The sequence below is a fragment of the Rhizobium mesoamericanum STM3625 genome (assembly GCF_000312665.1).
Lineage (GTDB): Bacteria > Pseudomonadota > Alphaproteobacteria > Rhizobiales > Rhizobiaceae > Rhizobium > Rhizobium mesoamericanum.
In genome coordinates, this window is the sequence record NZ_HF536772.1 from 1,720,753 (window position 1) to 1,735,608 (window position 14,856).

16 protein-coding genes are annotated in these 14,856 nt (G+C 60.1%); 9 read left to right on the forward strand and 7 right to left on the reverse strand.

Features of this window, described 5'->3' with window-relative positions:
* Positions 1-5: 5 nt before the first annotated feature.
* Together BN77_RS08350 and BN77_RS08355 are read right to left on the reverse strand one after the other, a co-directional pair.
* Entirely contained in the window at positions 6-722 is a 717-nt protein-coding gene (locus tag BN77_RS08350) for a ribonuclease HII (protein ID WP_051177106.1), read from the reverse strand.
* Positions 723-832: 110 nt separating this feature from the next.
* The gene (locus BN77_RS08355) at positions 833-1,990 is read right to left on the reverse strand and encodes a PA0069 family radical SAM protein (protein WP_007530487.1); all 1,158 of its coding nucleotides are present in this window, start codon (positions 1,988-1,990) and stop codon (positions 833-835) included.
* Positions 1,991-2,127: 137 nt separating this feature from the next.
* Here BN77_RS08355 and BN77_RS08360 point away from each other — a divergent pair, with 137 nt between their 5' ends.
* Both BN77_RS08360 and BN77_RS08365 read left to right on the forward strand, forming a co-directional pair.
* On the forward strand, positions 2,128-2,646 hold the full coding sequence (locus BN77_RS08360; RefSeq protein ID WP_007530488.1) for a hypothetical protein: 519 nt from the start codon (positions 2,128-2,130) through the stop codon (positions 2,644-2,646).
* A 189-nt stretch (positions 2,647-2,835) separates the two neighbouring features.
* A complete protein-coding gene (locus BN77_RS08365; RefSeq protein ID WP_007530489.1) occupies positions 2,836-3,153 on the forward strand; it encodes a hypothetical protein in 318 nt (105 codons plus the stop codon).
* 28 nt (positions 3,154-3,181) lie between these two features.
* On the opposite strand, the gene moaB is transcribed toward BN77_RS08365, so the two are convergent.
* The 4 genes from moaB to BN77_RS08385 all read right to left on the reverse strand — a co-directional run bounded on the left by moaB (position 3,182) and on the right by BN77_RS08385 (position 7,608).
* Positions 3,182-3,733 (reverse strand): molybdenum cofactor biosynthesis protein B, encoded by a 552-nt coding sequence (gene moaB, locus BN77_RS08370; RefSeq protein ID WP_040676912.1) that lies wholly within the window; start codon positions 3,731-3,733, stop codon positions 3,182-3,184.
* Positions 3,717-4,625 (reverse strand): 4-(cytidine 5'-diphospho)-2-C-methyl-D-erythritol kinase, encoded by a 909-nt coding sequence (locus tag BN77_RS08375; RefSeq protein ID WP_007530491.1) that lies wholly within the window; start codon positions 4,623-4,625, stop codon positions 3,717-3,719. The genes moaB and BN77_RS08375 overlap by 17 nt, the downstream gene beginning before the upstream one ends.
* Positions 4,626-4,631: 6 nt before the next feature.
* Positions 4,632-6,461 (reverse strand): tetratricopeptide repeat protein, encoded by a 1,830-nt coding sequence (locus BN77_RS08380; protein WP_007530492.1) that lies wholly within the window; start codon positions 6,459-6,461, stop codon positions 4,632-4,634.
* Between the two features lie 130 nt (positions 6,462-6,591).
* Entirely contained in the window at positions 6,592-7,608 is a 1,017-nt protein-coding gene (locus BN77_RS08385; protein WP_007530494.1) for a polyprenyl synthetase family protein, read from the reverse strand.
* A gap of 108 nt (positions 7,609-7,716) precedes the next feature.
* Here BN77_RS08385 and BN77_RS08390 point away from each other — a divergent pair, with 108 nt between their 5' ends.
* Both BN77_RS08390 and BN77_RS08395 read left to right on the forward strand, forming a co-directional pair.
* Positions 7,717-7,944 (forward strand): putative signal transducing protein, encoded by a 228-nt coding sequence (locus BN77_RS08390; RefSeq protein WP_007530496.1) that lies wholly within the window; start codon positions 7,717-7,719, stop codon positions 7,942-7,944.
* Between the two features lie 7 nt (positions 7,945-7,951).
* A complete protein-coding gene (locus tag BN77_RS08395; RefSeq protein WP_007530498.1) occupies positions 7,952-8,728 on the forward strand; it encodes a tRNA1(Val) (adenine(37)-N6)-methyltransferase in 777 nt (258 codons plus the stop codon).
* On the opposite strand, the gene BN77_RS08400 is transcribed toward BN77_RS08395, so the two are convergent.
* Positions 8,725-10,065: an Nramp family divalent metal transporter gene (locus BN77_RS08400; RefSeq protein ID WP_007530500.1), complete on the reverse strand. Its 1,341-nt coding sequence runs from the start codon at positions 10,063-10,065 to the stop codon at positions 8,725-8,727. The two genes, BN77_RS08395 and BN77_RS08400, sit on opposite strands and share 4 nt — an antisense overlap.
* A gap of 169 nt (positions 10,066-10,234) precedes the next feature.
* Between BN77_RS08400 and BN77_RS08405 the strand changes: the two genes are divergently transcribed.
* The 5 genes from BN77_RS08405 to aroA all read left to right on the forward strand — a co-directional run bounded on the left by BN77_RS08405 (position 10,235) and on the right by aroA (position 14,853).
* Entirely contained in the window at positions 10,235-11,095 is an 861-nt protein-coding gene (locus tag BN77_RS08405) for a S49 family peptidase (protein ID WP_007530502.1), read from the forward strand.
* A 19-nt stretch (positions 11,096-11,114) separates the two neighbouring features.
* On the forward strand, positions 11,115-11,309 hold the full coding sequence (locus tag BN77_RS08410) for a hypothetical protein (protein ID WP_007530505.1): 195 nt from the start codon (positions 11,115-11,117) through the stop codon (positions 11,307-11,309).
* 535 nt (positions 11,310-11,844) lie between these two features.
* A complete protein-coding gene (locus BN77_RS08420) occupies positions 11,845-12,801 on the forward strand; it encodes a glycine--tRNA ligase subunit alpha (RefSeq protein ID WP_007530506.1) in 957 nt (318 codons plus the stop codon).
* A gap of 147 nt (positions 12,802-12,948) precedes the next feature.
* The gene (locus BN77_RS08425; RefSeq protein WP_007530508.1) at positions 12,949-13,500 is read left to right on the forward strand and encodes a LemA family protein; all 552 of its coding nucleotides are present in this window, start codon (positions 12,949-12,951) and stop codon (positions 13,498-13,500) included.
* A 93-nt stretch (positions 13,501-13,593) separates the two neighbouring features.
* Positions 13,594-14,853 (forward strand): 3-phosphoshikimate 1-carboxyvinyltransferase, encoded by a 1,260-nt coding sequence (gene aroA / locus BN77_RS08430; protein ID WP_007530510.1) that lies wholly within the window; start codon positions 13,594-13,596, stop codon positions 14,851-14,853.
* The last annotated feature ends 3 nt before the right edge of the window (positions 14,854-14,856 follow it).

The following is a 14,856-nucleotide window of genomic DNA, read 5'->3' on the forward strand; positions in this document are numbered from 1 at the left end:
AGTCGTCATCGACGAACAGGATTGTCGATGCCGATGCCGATGCCAATTTCGATATCGATTTCGACGCCCTGCACCTTCTTCAGCGGGCTGAAGGACATCCGGTGTAGCGAGCACGGACCGTGCTTCTCAATGCCGGCACGGTGCTGCGGGGTACCATAACCCACATGGGCGGCAAAGCCATACGCAGGGAAAATACTATCGGCGCGCGCCATCATGCGGTCGCGCGTCACCTTGGCGACGATAGAGGCGGCGGCGATGGACACGGAACGCGCATCGCCCTTAACGACTGCCTGGCCAGGACACGCAAGACCAGGGGGCACATCGAGCCCGTCCGTCAGCACATAACCTGCAGGGATCGACAAGCCGCAGATGGCGCGTCGCATCGCATCCAGGCTCGCCTTGCGGATATCCGTCTCGTCGATGCGCGTCGAGCTTGAGGAGGCGATCGACACCGTCGCGCTCGCGAGGATCTGCGTAAAAAGCTCCTCGCGTTTCTGCGCCGTAAGCTGCTTCGAATCGTTCAGGCCATTCGGAATGCGCTTGGGGTCGAGAATGACGGCGGCTGCCACCACTGGACCGGCCAGCGGCCCCCTCCCCGCTTCATCGGCGCCGGCAACCGGCCAATGACCGGCCTTGCGCGCCTTCAGCTCGAGCCGGAAATCCGGCACGACGGGGACATCTTCGAAAAGCATAGGAGAATCGGGTGACGTGCGAGGTTTCATGCGGCTGACCCTCGCACGTCAACCCGATTTCCTGCAAGTCCCCGGATCAGGGCGGCGGGCCGAGGACTTGATCGCGGAAGGGCAGGGCGACCATCCGCGAAGCTCAAATATCAAAGCAGCGAAAGCTGCACGCCACTGCCATCGGGCGGAACGAAAAGATCATCCCGCAACGGCATGCTGCGGCGGGTCATACCGAGTCGTTTCGTTGCCATCTCAAAACGGCGTGCAATCTGCCAAGCATAGGGTCCGGCACCTTTCATACGCTTGCCGAACTCCGCATCGTAGTCCTTGCCGCCGCGCATCGAGCGAACCAGCGACATGACATGGCGATAGCGGTCGGGATAATTTTGCAGCAACCAGTCGCGAAACAGAGGCGACACTTCGAGCGGCAGGCGCAGGAGCACATAACCAGCCTCCGTCGCGCCAGCAGCGTGCGCCGAGTCCAGAATGCGCTCCAGTTCGTGGTCGTTGAGTGCCGGAATCATTGGCGCAGCCATCACAGATGTCTGGATTCCTGCCTCGGAGAGCGCGCGGATGGCCTCAAGCCGGCGCGTTGGCGTCGAGGCGCGGGGTTCCATTGTCCGCGCCAACTTTCGGTCGAGCGTAGTCACCGACAGCGAGACACGCACAAGGTTCCTCTGCGCCATCGTCGAGAGAATGTCGAGGTCGCGTATGATCATCGCCGACTTGGTTACAATCGAAACCGGATGGTTTGCCTTTTCCAGCACCTCGAGAACCTGCCGCATGATGCGCCATTCCTTCTCGATCGGCTGATAGGGATCTGTGTTGGTTCCGATCGCGATGACGCGTGGTTTATAGCCGGGCTTGGCCAATTCGCGCTCTAGGAGCTTCGCAGCATCCGTCTTGGCGAAGAGTTTGGCCTCGAAGTCGAGACCGGCGGAAAGGCCCATATAGGCATGCGTCGGCCGCGCAAAGCAGTAGATGCAGCCGTGCTCGCAGCCGCGATAGGGGTTGATCGAGCGGTCGAAGGGAATGTCAGGAGACTCGTTGCGGGTGATGGCCGTTCGCGGCTTTTCGATCTGCACCTCGGTCTTGAACGGCGGCAGATCCTCAAGGTTCTGCCAGCCATCATCGAACGCCTCGCGGCGTATAGGCTCGAAACGCGCGGTGGGATTGAGCCCCGCCGCGCGCCCCCGGCGACGGTCCACGTCGATCCGCAGGCCGGCAGATACGATCATCGCATCGGCAACATCTGCCGTGTTGGCAGGCGCAAATGCGGCCTGCCCTGCAAGGGACTGCTCGTTCATCGGATTCTCCGCTGGCGGAAGCTTTGCTTCCCGCCGTTATAGTGATTAAATTCCTATCGACAAAATGAGAACAATGCAAGAACAAAATGAGGAAAGTGCCACTGGCAAATGTTTGTGCGGAGCTCTATGAATAGGCAATGTTGACTGTTGTACTTGAATGCCAGGATCAGGAGCCTGAGCTGGCGCAGACATTATCTGTGTTGGTTGCAGGCGCGGTGGAGGGGCTTGTCAGTGACGTCGTGGTGCTGGACCACGACTCGCGGGATGGGACGTCGAGGGTGGCCGACGCCGCCGGCTGCCGCTTTCATTCGCAATGGGATATCAAGGACATCGTACGCTCGGCGCGCGGTGAGTGGCTGCTTTTTGTCGAGCCGGGAGCGCGGCCGCAGACCGGCTGGATCGACGAGATTGCCGAGTACACGGCTCTGAACAAGCTGCCGGCGCGCTTCACCGCCTCGCGGGGATATCGACGTCCTTTCCTGCAGCGTATCGGCCGGGCCTCCTCACCGCTGGAGCTTGGGCTTCTCCTCCCCAAGAAGCAGGCATTGGCTGCCGCAAGAAGCGGCATGCGCCTCACCGAGTTCGCGAAAGGGCAGAAGCTGCGTAAGCTTTCCAGCGAACTGATCCCATCTTGGGTCGCACGCGCGGCACGATAGCAGCGCGCGCTGTTTCCATGGCTTTCCTGCAAAAGGTGCGCCCGATACAATTTTGCGCTATAATTTCAGTATGGCGCCGCCCGAGCGCCTCGCCTCGCTTCGTGACGGTCGACCATTAAATGCCGGCAGACGGCAGAATAGGTCAGCGGAAGTCTCCTCTTCCGCCGGTTTCCGGCAAGGAGGTGCGTCATGAAACGCAATATGATCCGCAGCCTTTTCTTGGCCGTCATATTGACGACATCAATGATCGCGCATCCGCATTCGGCAGCATCACAGATGATGCGCAGTTGCGCAGCCCGGTCTGAGGTCGTCAATTTCCTCGACAAGAACTTTGCCGAGAGGCTGACGGCAGTCGGATTGATCAACCAGAACGTCATGCTTGAGGTCTATGCCGCGCAGAGCGGCACCTGGACGCTGCTCGTCACTGATGTTCACGGCGTCAGCTGTATCCTGCTGTCGGGTGATAGCTGGGAGTCGATGCCAGCTATGCCGGGCATCGGTGCATAGAGCGGCAGGCCATCTGCCGGAGCATCCTTCACTTGCCGGCGCCGCGCTTCAGATGCTCATCGAGGCGCGGCATGATCTCCACGAAATTGCAGGGCATCTGGCGGTAGTCGAGCTGGCATTTCAGAATGCCGTCCCAGGCGTCCTTGCAGGCGCCCGGGGAGCCCGGAAGCGCGAAAATAAAGGTCGCGTTGGCAACGCCCGCCGTTGCACGGGACTGGATCGTCGAAGTGCCGATCTTCTCGTAGGAGATGCGGTGGAAGACCGCCGAAAAGCCATCCATCTTCTTCTCGAACAGTGGCTCTAGAGCTTCCGGCGTAACGTCACGCCCGGTAAAGCCGGTTCCCCCGGTGGTGATGACGACGTCGACGTCGTCGCGTTCGGTCCAGGCCTTGACACACGAAGCTATGGCCTGCCGGTCGTCGGGGACGATCGCGCGGTCGACCAGCCGGTGGCCCGCATCCGTGATCCTGGAAACCAACGTATCGCCAGAACGGTCATCAGCGAGCGTCCGTGTATCCGAGACCGTCAGCACGGCAATGCCGACAGGAATGAAGGCACGCGTTTCATCTAGTCCCGGCATCGCGACCTCCAACCGTCGTTTCCGTTGCTTCGAAATACCAGTCCGGCCGTTCGCTGCGAAGCGCGGTGGCCGCCTCTTCAGCCGCTGTCAGCGTATCGAAGATGCCGTAGCAGGTCGCGCCGGAACCAGACATGCGGACGAAGGAGGCACCCTGATCATTGAGCATCGCCGAGATCTCGGCAATTTCAGGCAGCAGGCCTCGAGCCACCGGCTCAAGGTCATTGCGCGTCGACCCTAGCGTATCGAGCCATGCCGAGCGCGGGTTCACGTCGAGCGGAGGATTGGTCTTATTCGTCAGTCCTCGAAAAACCTCGGGTGTCGATACGCCTTTCAACGGGTTTGCCAGCACCATTGCAAAGGCCGGCATGTCGTCGATCGGCGTGATCTGCTCGCCGATACCATGGGCGATCAGCGGTCTGCTCGCCAGGCACATCGGTACGTCGGCGCCAAGCCGAAGTGCGATCGCCTCGATCGTTACCCAGGGTAGAGGCACGTTCCAGAGCCGCAACAGGCCGCGAAGCGTGGCTGCAGCGTCGGCCGACCCGCCGCCGATTCCAGCGGCAATCGGAAGGGTCTTCTGGAGATGAATGCGAACGGCGGGAGCAGAGCCGCCCTCACGAGTGATCGCCTCGCGGAGAAACTCTCGGGCCTTGAGCACAAGATTGTCGTCGAGGCTGTCGCCAAGCGCCCCCGCGAAACGACCCGACATCACGAACTCGTCCATCTTGGCGGGCATAAATTCCAACCGGTCGCCATGCCGGGTGAAGGTTACCAGCATATCGAGCAGATGGTAGCCGTCCGATCTCTGGCCCGTCACATGCAGGGCCAGGTTGATTTTTGCTGGAGCCTTCTCGATGACGATCAAGTCATCGCGCATACTCGCTGCGGCCATCGCCTATCAGGACTTCTTGTCAGTGGGCTTCGGTTCGACTGGTGCCGGATCCGGCTGCTTCTTGTCAGCGGCCTTGGAGATGTCTGTATCCTGCGGCAAGCCGTTGGCGATCTTCTCCTTGATCTTCGGGATCTCGGAGGCCTCGGGGTCGGAGCCGAGCGCCCGGTTCCATTGGTAGACGGCCTCAAGCTTGCGCCCAACACGCCAGTAAGCGTCGCCGAGATGGTCATTGATCGTCGCGTCTCCGGCCTTTATCTGTGCAGCCTTTTCCAATTCCCTGACCGCATCATCGAAACGGTTCAGCCGGAAATAAGCCCAGCCGAGAGAGTCGATGATGTAGCCATCGTCCGGGCGCAGATCGACCGCCTTCTTGATCATTGCCAGTCCCTCGTCGAGGTTCCGGTTCATGTCGATCCAGGAGTAGCCGAGGTAGTTGAGAACCTGTGGCTGGTCAGGGTTGAGTTCCAGCGCCTTGCGGAAATTCGGTTCAGCCTGGTCCCATTTCTTCAAGCGCTCATAGGCGATGCCGCGCTGGAAAAACACTGTCCATGCGCCCTTGCCTGGTAGCGGGCCAATGACTTCGACGGCCTTGTCATAGTTGTCGGCCATGGCGGCGTAATCTTTCGCATCCGACAACACGCTGCCATAGGCGAGATAGCTGCGGATATCCTTAGGATCTGAGGAGATCAGGCTTTGAAGGTGCTTGCGGGCCTCTTCCACCTTCCCGCCCTGCGCAAGCGCGAGGCCGAGCTGCAGCTCGGAGATGCGGCGCATCGGGGAGTTTTCGGGCACCTGCTTGTAGAGCGCGATCGCGCGGTCCATCTGTTCCTGCTTCTCGGCAATGCCACCGAGCATGACGAGCGTATCGGCGCTATCCGGATCGAGCGTCTTGGCGGTCTGCAGGTAGAGCGAAACGATATCCTCGGCGCCGTCGCGATTCAGCGCGCCACCTATGGAGAAGAGTACGCCAGCAGCGCCCTGCTTGGCCGTCTGGATCTGCTGTTCCTGCTTTTCTCCGCTTTCGATGCTCTGTCGCAGTGCATTGAGCGGCGCGTAGTTCGGCAGCAGGTTATCGCCGACGGAAATCGCGTCGAGCGCCTTTTGCTTGTTCCCCTGCGAAGCTTCCAGCCGGGCGAGAGCCATGACGGCGCGCATGAAGGTATCAGGGGCGGTCGCACCGCCATCCTTGTCGAGCACGGCGTCGTTGAGGTTCTGGCGAGCGGCCCTCACGTCGCCATTCACGATCGCAATAGCCCCGGCATTGTAGGACTTGAAGATGCCGACCCAATCCGGTCCCCTCATCTTCTGGATCGTGGCAAGTGCATCCTTGCCGCGCCCGGCGCCGACGCGAGCCCAAGCGGCGAGCAGATCGTTCATCATCCGGTCGAGATCGTTCGGCCCGGTATATTTCAGCAGCGACTCAGCCGTCTTGTATTCGCCGCGGCGAATGGCATCCATGCTCCGCACGATGGTCGTGATGCGCTCGACCGTCGGATCGCCCTTCAGGTCGTTGGCGTATTTCACGCCGTCCTTGATGTCGCCATTCAGAAGCAGCGAAATCATCAGACGCTGACGGATTTCCGGATTGCCCGGCTCGATCTGTAACGCCTTCTTGTAGAGCTCAATCGCCGTCTGGTAGTCATGATCGACATCGGCAGTCCGGGCAGCCAAAAAAGCGCCGGAGAAGCTCGTGACGCTATCCGGATCGAAGATCACCGTGGCGGCATCGTCCTTCTTGGCCGTCTCTTCGGCATTCACGCCGCCGAGCGCTGCCAGCGATATGACCGCTGCCATGGCTGCGCTCGAAAGAAGACGGATGGCAAGTTTTTGCCGCATTAGAAAACCTCTCTTGTCGGGGCAGCCGGCCTCGTCCGACTGCAAATCAGTTGAAATGACTGACTCACAACAGGATGGCTTTTTTGAAGCGGTCCTGCAATAAAATCAGTCCGCGATCAGTGACCGTCGATTAGTTGACGCGCTCGATGCAGAAGTCGATGACTTCCATCAGGGCCGATTTCCATGCCGTGTCGGGAAGGGGCGCGAGCGCGTCGCGTGCGATCGTGCCGTAGTGAACCGCGCGGGCAATGGTGTCGTTTAGCGTGCCGTACTTGGTAATAAGCCCAAGTGCCTTTTCGAGATGCTGGTCGCTGCTCTCGCCGCCTTCGATGGCCTCCCGCCAGAAGGCACGTTCTTCCTCGGTCCCGCGGCGATAGGCCAAGATGACCGGAAGTGTGATCTTTCCCTCACGGAAGTCGTCGCCGACATTCTTGCCGAGATCGGCCGCCTTACCGCCGTAGTCCAGCGCGTCGTCGACAAGCTGGAAGGCAAGGCCGAGGTTCATGCCATAGGACTTCAGCGCGTTGCGGCCGGATTTGCCGGCATCGGCGACGATCGGCCCGACTTCGGCAGCTGCGGCAAACAGAGCCGCCGTCTTCGCGCGGATGACTGCGAGGTAGTCGTCTTCCGTGGTTTCCATGTTCTTGGCGACGGAGAGCTGCAACACTTCGCCTTCGGCGATCACGCAAGCCGCCGACGAGAGAACGTCGAGCGCATCGAGCGAGCCAACATCGACCATCATGCGGAACGCCTGACCGAGCAGGAAGTCGCCGACAAGCACACTTGCCTGGTTGCCCCAGATCATACGCGCGGTGGACTTGCCGCGGCGAAGGTCGCTCTCATCGACGACGTCGTCATGCAGCAGCGTTGCCGTGTGCATGAACTCAACCGAGGTCGCGAGCTTGATGTGGTTCTCGCCCTTGTAGCCGAACAGCGATGCCGACGCCAACGTCAGCATCGGACGAAGACGTTTGCCACCAGACGAGATAAGATGGTTGGCCACCTCGGGGATCATCTGGACGTCGGAACCGGCCTTGGAGAGAATAAGCTGGTTCACCCGCTGCATATCCGCCTTGGTCAAATCGACCAGCGGCTTGACGGATGCCAGTTTGTTTTTGCTTTCTTCAAGCGGTATGACCACGCCCAACGACCCGGACTCCTGTTAAATTATCGAGTTCGACAATAGAAAGGGGCGATTGGCGCGGCAAGGGGTGAATTGTCGCGTCGCGCAAATTTGAAAGGGATTTTCCGGCAAATGCATGAACTTATTCGCGCCAACGATCCCGTATTGCTCTCTTATGCTGAGAGTCTGCTCAAGGATGCGGGAATCCGCTGCTTCATCGCTGATCAGGGCATGAGCATTTTGGAAGGGTCTCTCGGCATGCTGCCGCGCCGCCTCCTCGTCGATGACGAAGCAGCGGACCGGGCGCGGCGCATTCTTGTGGATGCCGGCCTCGGCGACGAACTGCGCGCTCAAAAGTGAGCCTGAAATGACGGGAGATGTTGCCGAGACGATCGACGCCTTTCACCGGGGACAGTTCCATGTTGTGCAGCCGAAGGGCAGGGGGCATCGCTCCGGCATGGATGCAATGCTGCTTGCGGCACTCGTTGCCGATGATCGTCCGATCAAGGTGGCGGATCTCGGTGCCGGTGCAGGTGCGGCAGGCCTTGCCGTCGCGTCGCGGCTGCCGGCTGCCGAGGTTATGCTCTTCGAGCGCTCGGGTGAAATGGCCGACTATGCGCGCCGCAGCATACTCCTGCCTGAAAATGCACATATCGCAAGCCGCGTTTCAGTCATCGAGGCGGATGTGACGCTGAAGGCGAAAGCGCGAAATGAAGCAGGTCTAATCGATGAGAGTTTCCATCATGTGATCATGAACCCGCCGTTCAACGATGCCGGCGATCGCCGGACGCCTGACACTTTGAAGGCCGAAGCACACGCTATGACGGATGGGCTGTTCGAAAGCTGGGTGCGCACGGCCGGGGCAATCATGATCCCCGGCGGGCAATTATCCCTGATCGCGAGGCCGGAATCGATTGCCGAAATCATCGATGCCTGCGGACGCCGGTTCGGCGGCATCGAAGTCACCGCGATCCATCCTCGCGAGGGCGAGAACGCCGTCCGCATCCTCGTCACGGCCATAAAAGGCTCGCGCGCGCGGCTTTCGCTGCGCGCGCCACTCATCATGCACGAGGAGGGGACGCACAAATTCTCCCCCTTCGTTGACGACCTCAACAATGGCCGGGCGGCCTATACCAGGCGCTAGCCTGCAACAAAATCGAACAGCAGCTTGACATTCAGGCCGGCGATCAGGACCGCAATCAAGTAGGCGGTTGCGGTCAGCCAGCGCGGAGCGACCAGCGCGCCCATCTTCGCCTTGCTTGCGGTGAACATAACGAGCGGGAAGACGGCGAAGGAGAGCTGGAGGCTGAGTACGACCTGCGTCAGGATCAGCAGTTCCGCCGTCCCCTGGTCGCCATACCAGATGGTGACGAAGGCGGCCGGAATGATGGCGATCGCACGGGTGATCAGGCGACGCACCCACGGCTGCAGCCTGATCTTCAGGAAGCCTTCCATGACGATCTGGCCGGCAAGCGTCGCGGTTACCGTTGAATTCAGGCCGCAGCAGAGGAGTGCGATGCCAAAAAGCGTCGGGGCGATTGCAAGGCCGAGCAACGGCGAGAGAAGCGAGGATGCTTCGCCCAATTCCACGACATCCGTCTTGCCGTTGGCGTGGAAGGCCGCAGCCGCCAAGATCAGGATCGACGCGTTGATCAAGAGCGCGAAGCAGAGCGCAATGGTCGAGTCGATCGTCGCATAGGTCAGCGCCTCGCGCTTCTCCGGCACTGAATGGCCGTAGGCGCGGGTCTGGACGATGCCGGAGTGCAGATAGAGATTGTGCGGCATCACGGTGGCGCCGAGGATGCCGAGGGCGAGATAGAGCATCTCGGGGTTGGAAACAATCTCGGCCGTCGGGAAGAAGCCCCGGATGACCGCGCCCCATTCGGGGTCAGCAAGGAAAATCTGCACGCCGAAGCACACCGCGATGATGCCGAGTAGGGCAATCACGAAGGCTTCCACCCAGCGGAAGCCGATCTTCTGGAGATAGAGAATGAGGAATACGTCAAGCGACGTGATAAGGACGCCGAGTTCAAGAGGAATACCGAACAGCAGATTGAGGCCGATGGCCGTGCCAATCACTTCGGCAATATCGGTCGCGATGATGGCGATTTCGGCAAAGGCCCACAGCGGAACGGAGACGTATTTCGGATAGGCGTCACGGCAAGCCTGGGCAAGGTCGCGGCCGGAGGCGATCGCAAGCCGCGCACAGAGCGATTGCAGAACGATCGCCATAAGGTTGGACAAAAGGGCGACGGTCAACAGCGCATAGCCGAACTTCGAGCCGCCGGCGAGCGAAGTCGCCCAGTTGCCGGGGTCCATATAACCGACGGCCACCATATAGCCGGGCCCGAGGAACGCGGCGATGCGGCGCCAGCGTGTCCCCTGTTTGTGCGTCTGGACGGAACGGTAGACATCGGAAAGCGATGCCTCTTCGCGCTCATGTCGCCAGCCGGTCTTTGTGTTCGGATTTACGATGTCCATGCAGCGTTCACCTATGATCAGTGCGACCAGTATGTCTGATTAGAATGATAATGCAAGTCATTCGCAACAACTATTGTACCGACAGATGTTTTCTGCGTCAGCCATTGCGTTTGTCTCTGCGTTGCATACATGGAAGACGTTCCGCTGATCTTGTCGCAAAGGATGGAAAATGGCCGGATTTTTGAAGAGGTTGCTGCCGAAGCGTTTCCGCAAGGAAGGTGTGGTGATCCCCGTCGTTCGGCTGCACGGTCCGATCATGAGCGGCGGAAGCCAATTCAGGCCGACACTCAATCTTGCCTCCGCAGCGCAGGTCCTCGAAAAAGCCTTTAGCTTCAAGGATGCGCCAGCGGTTGCCATCTCACTCAATTCTCCCGGCGGCTCTCCCGTCCAGTCGCGGCTTGTCTTCACCCGCATCCGCGAACTTGCGCGCGAAAAGCAGAAGAAAGTCCTCGTCTTCGTCGAGGACGTTGCGGCCTCCGGCGGTTACATGATTGCGCTCGCCGGCGATGAGATCATTGCCGATCCCACCTCCATCGTCGGCTCGATCGGCGTCGTCTCCGGTGGTTTCGGCTTTCCGGAATTGCTGAAGAAGATTGGCGTGGAGCGTCGTGTCTATACAGCTGGGGAGAACAAGGTGATCCTTGATCCATTCCAGCCCGAGAAGGAAAGGGACATTGAATATCTGAAGACCCTGCAGCTGGAGATTCATCAGGTCTTTATCTCCATGGTTCGCGAACGGCGTGCGGGCAAGCTGAAGAGCGATGATGTGGTCTTCTCCGGCCTTTTCTGGACCGGCACGCGTGGTCTAGAGTTAGGCCTGATCGACGGCCTCGGCGACATGCGCCAGGAATTGAAGCGACGCTATGGGGCAAAAACCAAGCTCGAGCTGGTAATGCCCGCCCGCGGTCTTTTCGGAAGGCGCATTCCCGGTATATCGTCGGCCAACTTGGAAGGCGCCGGCGCCGGTCTTGCGACCGGGCTTGTCGAGGCCGCCGAGGAGAAGGCATTGTGGAGCCGGTACGGGCTCTGAGGAAGCGAAGGCTGGGAGCATGCCGCAACTGATAATCATCATCGCGCTGCTGGTCGGGGCCTGGCTTCTCTACCGCCGCTTCATTGCCGATGCACAGCGGCTCGCCGAACGATCCCGCCGTGCCGAGAAAGAGCGCCAGACGGGGGCAATCGGCACGCTGGTCAAGGATCCGGTCACGGGTGAATATCATCTGAAGAAGGAGGAGGATAAGTAGCTTGTTAGCCGCCTGCAATTGTCATGAGATACATTCGACAATGTCTATCATGGGGCGAGCGATGGAAGTTGCAAAAGGGGAAAAAGCCTGACGATCCGTCCGAGCCCTGTCGTTGACGCGCTCAAAATTGAAAACAAGCGACGACATCGTCGTGCTCGTTGCAGGCTATCGTTCCCCCGAAATTGGCCGCGATGAGACCGAAGAAGCGCAGCGGAGATCCGGCAAGCCGTTGCCATGACGCTGTCCGTTCACGGACTTGCAATCGATCATCTGACGAAGCTTTCGGCGCCGGCGCTGGCCGCAAGGTATTGTACCGGCGTTCGATAACGCGCCGATGCTCGCCGCAGCGCTTCAAGGGCATTGCGCGCGATTTTATTCCGAGGGTCTGATGACGGTTGGTCATTGAGAAGCATCTGACAGTCTCAATCCGCTTCGGTAACCTGCCGCGGTCGACATCGGGCCGACGAGTCTTGACCCTTGTGGTCTGTTCGTGGCACCAGTCGCGCCAACAGTTCAATTGAATGGCAGTCGACCGATGACGAACATCCCCGACCACATGAATCCGAAGCGTTCGTTCCAGGCGCTGATCCTGACGCTCCATAACTATTGGGCGGATAAGGGTTGTGCGGTGCTGCAGCCCTACGACATGGAGGTCGGTGCCGGAACGTTCCATCCGGCAACAACCTTGCGCGCGCTCGGTCCCAAGCCGTGGAAGGCTGCCTATGTGCAACCGTCCCGCCGCCCTTCGGATGGCCGCTACGGCGAAAACCCGAACCGCCTGCAGCACTATTATCAATATCAGGTTATCCTGAAACCGAACCCGTCGAACCTGCAGGAGCTCTATCTCGGCTCGCTGGCCGCCATCGGCCTCGATCCCCTGCTGCACGACATCCGTTTCGTCGAGGACGACTGGGAAAGCCCGACGCTCGGCGCCTGGGGTCTCGGCTGGGAATGCTGGTGCGACGGCATGGAAGTCTCACAGTTCACCTATTTCCAGCAGGTCTGCGGTATCGAGTGCTCGCCTGTTTCAGGCGAGTTGACCTACGGTCTGGAGCGCCTTGCGATGTACGTCCAGGGCGTCGACAACGTTTACGATCTAAACTTCAACGGCCGCGAAGGCGATGAAAAGATCAGTTACGGCGACGTCTTCCTGCAGGCTGAGCAGGAATATTCGCGCCACAACTTCGAATATGCCAACACGGAAATGCTGCATCGGCACTTCATCGATGCGGAAAAGGAGTGCCAGGCGCTTCTCGCTGCCGGCGCACCGGGCGACAATGCGAACCAACTGCTGCACAAGTGCGTCTTCCCGGCCTACGACCAGTGCATCAAGGCAAGCCACGTCTTCAATCTGTTGGATGCTCGCGGCGTCATCTCCGTCACCGAGCGTCAGAGCTACATTCTACGGGTGCGGACGCTTGCCAAGGCCTGCGGTGAGGCCTTCCTGTTGACTGATGCTGGCGGGGTGAACCTGGCAAAGACTGCCGCTTGATGAGCGGCAGTCCGCCACGATAGTATCGTCATTCTCAATAGCGCAGTCTATTTGATCGCGCTGAAAGGGCTGCAAATGCAGGATGACAATCTGCCGCAACCCGCATAGTCTCCGGACATATTTTCGGGCGTTGTGGGGGATTCGCGAATGTATGTTATTCTTGGCTTAATCATCCTCATCGCACTTTATACCGTCTTTATTTACAACGGCCTCGTTCGTGCACGGCAGATGGCTGAGGAAGCATGGTCCGGCATTGACGTGCAGCTGAAGCGCCGCGCCGACCTGATCCCCAACCTGATCGAGACGGTCAAGGGTTATGCCGCGCACGAGAAGACGACGCTGGAAGAGGTCGTTGCCCTTCGCAACAAGGCGCAATCGGTTCCTCCCGGAGACGTCGCAGGCCGCGCCCAGGCGGAAGGCCTGCTCGGCCAGGCGCTTGGCCGGGTGCTGGCGCTCGCCGAAGCCTATCCCGACCTTAAGGCGAACGAGAATTTCCGCGAGCTTCAGACCTCGCTCGAGACCATGGAAAGCGAAATCCAGATGGCCCGCCGTTATTACAACGGTGCCGCGCGTGATCAGAACGTCAAAGTCGAGACCTTCCCGTCCAATCTGGTTGCTGGCCAGTTCGGCTTCCAGAAGCGTCAGTATTTCGAAATCACTAACGAAGCGGATCGCGCCGTCCCGACGGTAAAGTTCTGACATCTGCCATTTGCCTTTGCGTAAAAGCTGCTATGAGCAGGGCATGATCGTGGTCTGACATGGCCTTCGCGCAAAGACGGAAAAGACAAGGAAATGAGTAAAGACAAGCTCACCATCATCCCGCCCGGCAAGCCGCTGATCGGTCGTGCCGTCCCGCCGGGCTCGAAATCGATCACCAACCGCGCGCTGCTTCTGGCAGGTCTCGCCAAGGGCACCAGTCGCCTGACTGGCGCTTTGAAGAGCGATGATACGCGCTATATGGCCGGCGCTCTTCGCGCCATGGGAGTGATCGTTGAAGAGCCGGATGATACGAGCTTCGTTGTCACGGGCAGCGGCAAGCTCCTGCCGCCGCAAGTGCCGCTTTTCCTCGGCAACGCTGGCACCGCGACACGCTTCCTGACGGCCGCAGCCGCTCTGGTGGATGGCACCGTTATCGTCGATGGCGACCAGCACATGCGCAAGCGCCCCATCGGCCCGCTCGTCGATGCCCTGCGTTCGCTTGGCATCGACGCATCGACCGAAACCGGCTGCCCACCCGTCACCGTCAGAGGTACCGGCCGTTTCGAAGCGAGCCGCATCCAGATCGATGGCGGCCTGTCCAGCCAATATGTCTCGGCGCTCCTGATGATGGCTGCTGGAGGCGACAAGACGGTGACGATCGAACTGCTCGGCGAGGACATCGGTGCCCTTGGCTATATCGATCTAACGACAGCGGCGATGCGCGCCTTTGGCGCCAAGGTCGAAAAGACGAGCCCCGTGACGTGGCGGGTCGAGCCGACCGGCTACACGGCAGCCGATTTTGTGGTCGAGCCCGACGCATCGGCCGCGACCTACCTCTGGGCGGCCGAAGTGCTGACATCGGGCAAGATCGACCTCGGTGTCGCGAACGGCGCGTTCACGCAGCCCGACGCGAAGGCATATGATCTGATCGCCCAATTTCCCCATCTTCCGGCCGTTATCGATGGCTCGCAGATGCAGGATGCGGTTCCGACCCTTGCTGTGCTTGCCGCGTTCAACGAGACGCCGGTCCGCTTCGTCGGCATCGCCAATCTGCGCGTCAAGGAATGCGATCGCATCCGCGCCCTCTCGAGCGGTCTCACGCAGATCCGCCCGGGTCTTGCTCATGAAGAAGGCGACGACCTGATCGTCCAGTCTGACCCATCGCTTGCTGGAGAGCGCTTGCCTGCCAACATCGACACCTTCGCCGACCACCGCATTGCCATGAGCTTTGCGCTTGCTGGTCTGAAGATCGCAGGCATTACGATCCTCGATCCGGACTGCGTCGGCAAAACCTTCCCGGCCTATTGGCGGACGCTGGCTGGGCTCGGCGTAACCTATGCCGATGAGGGCTGACAT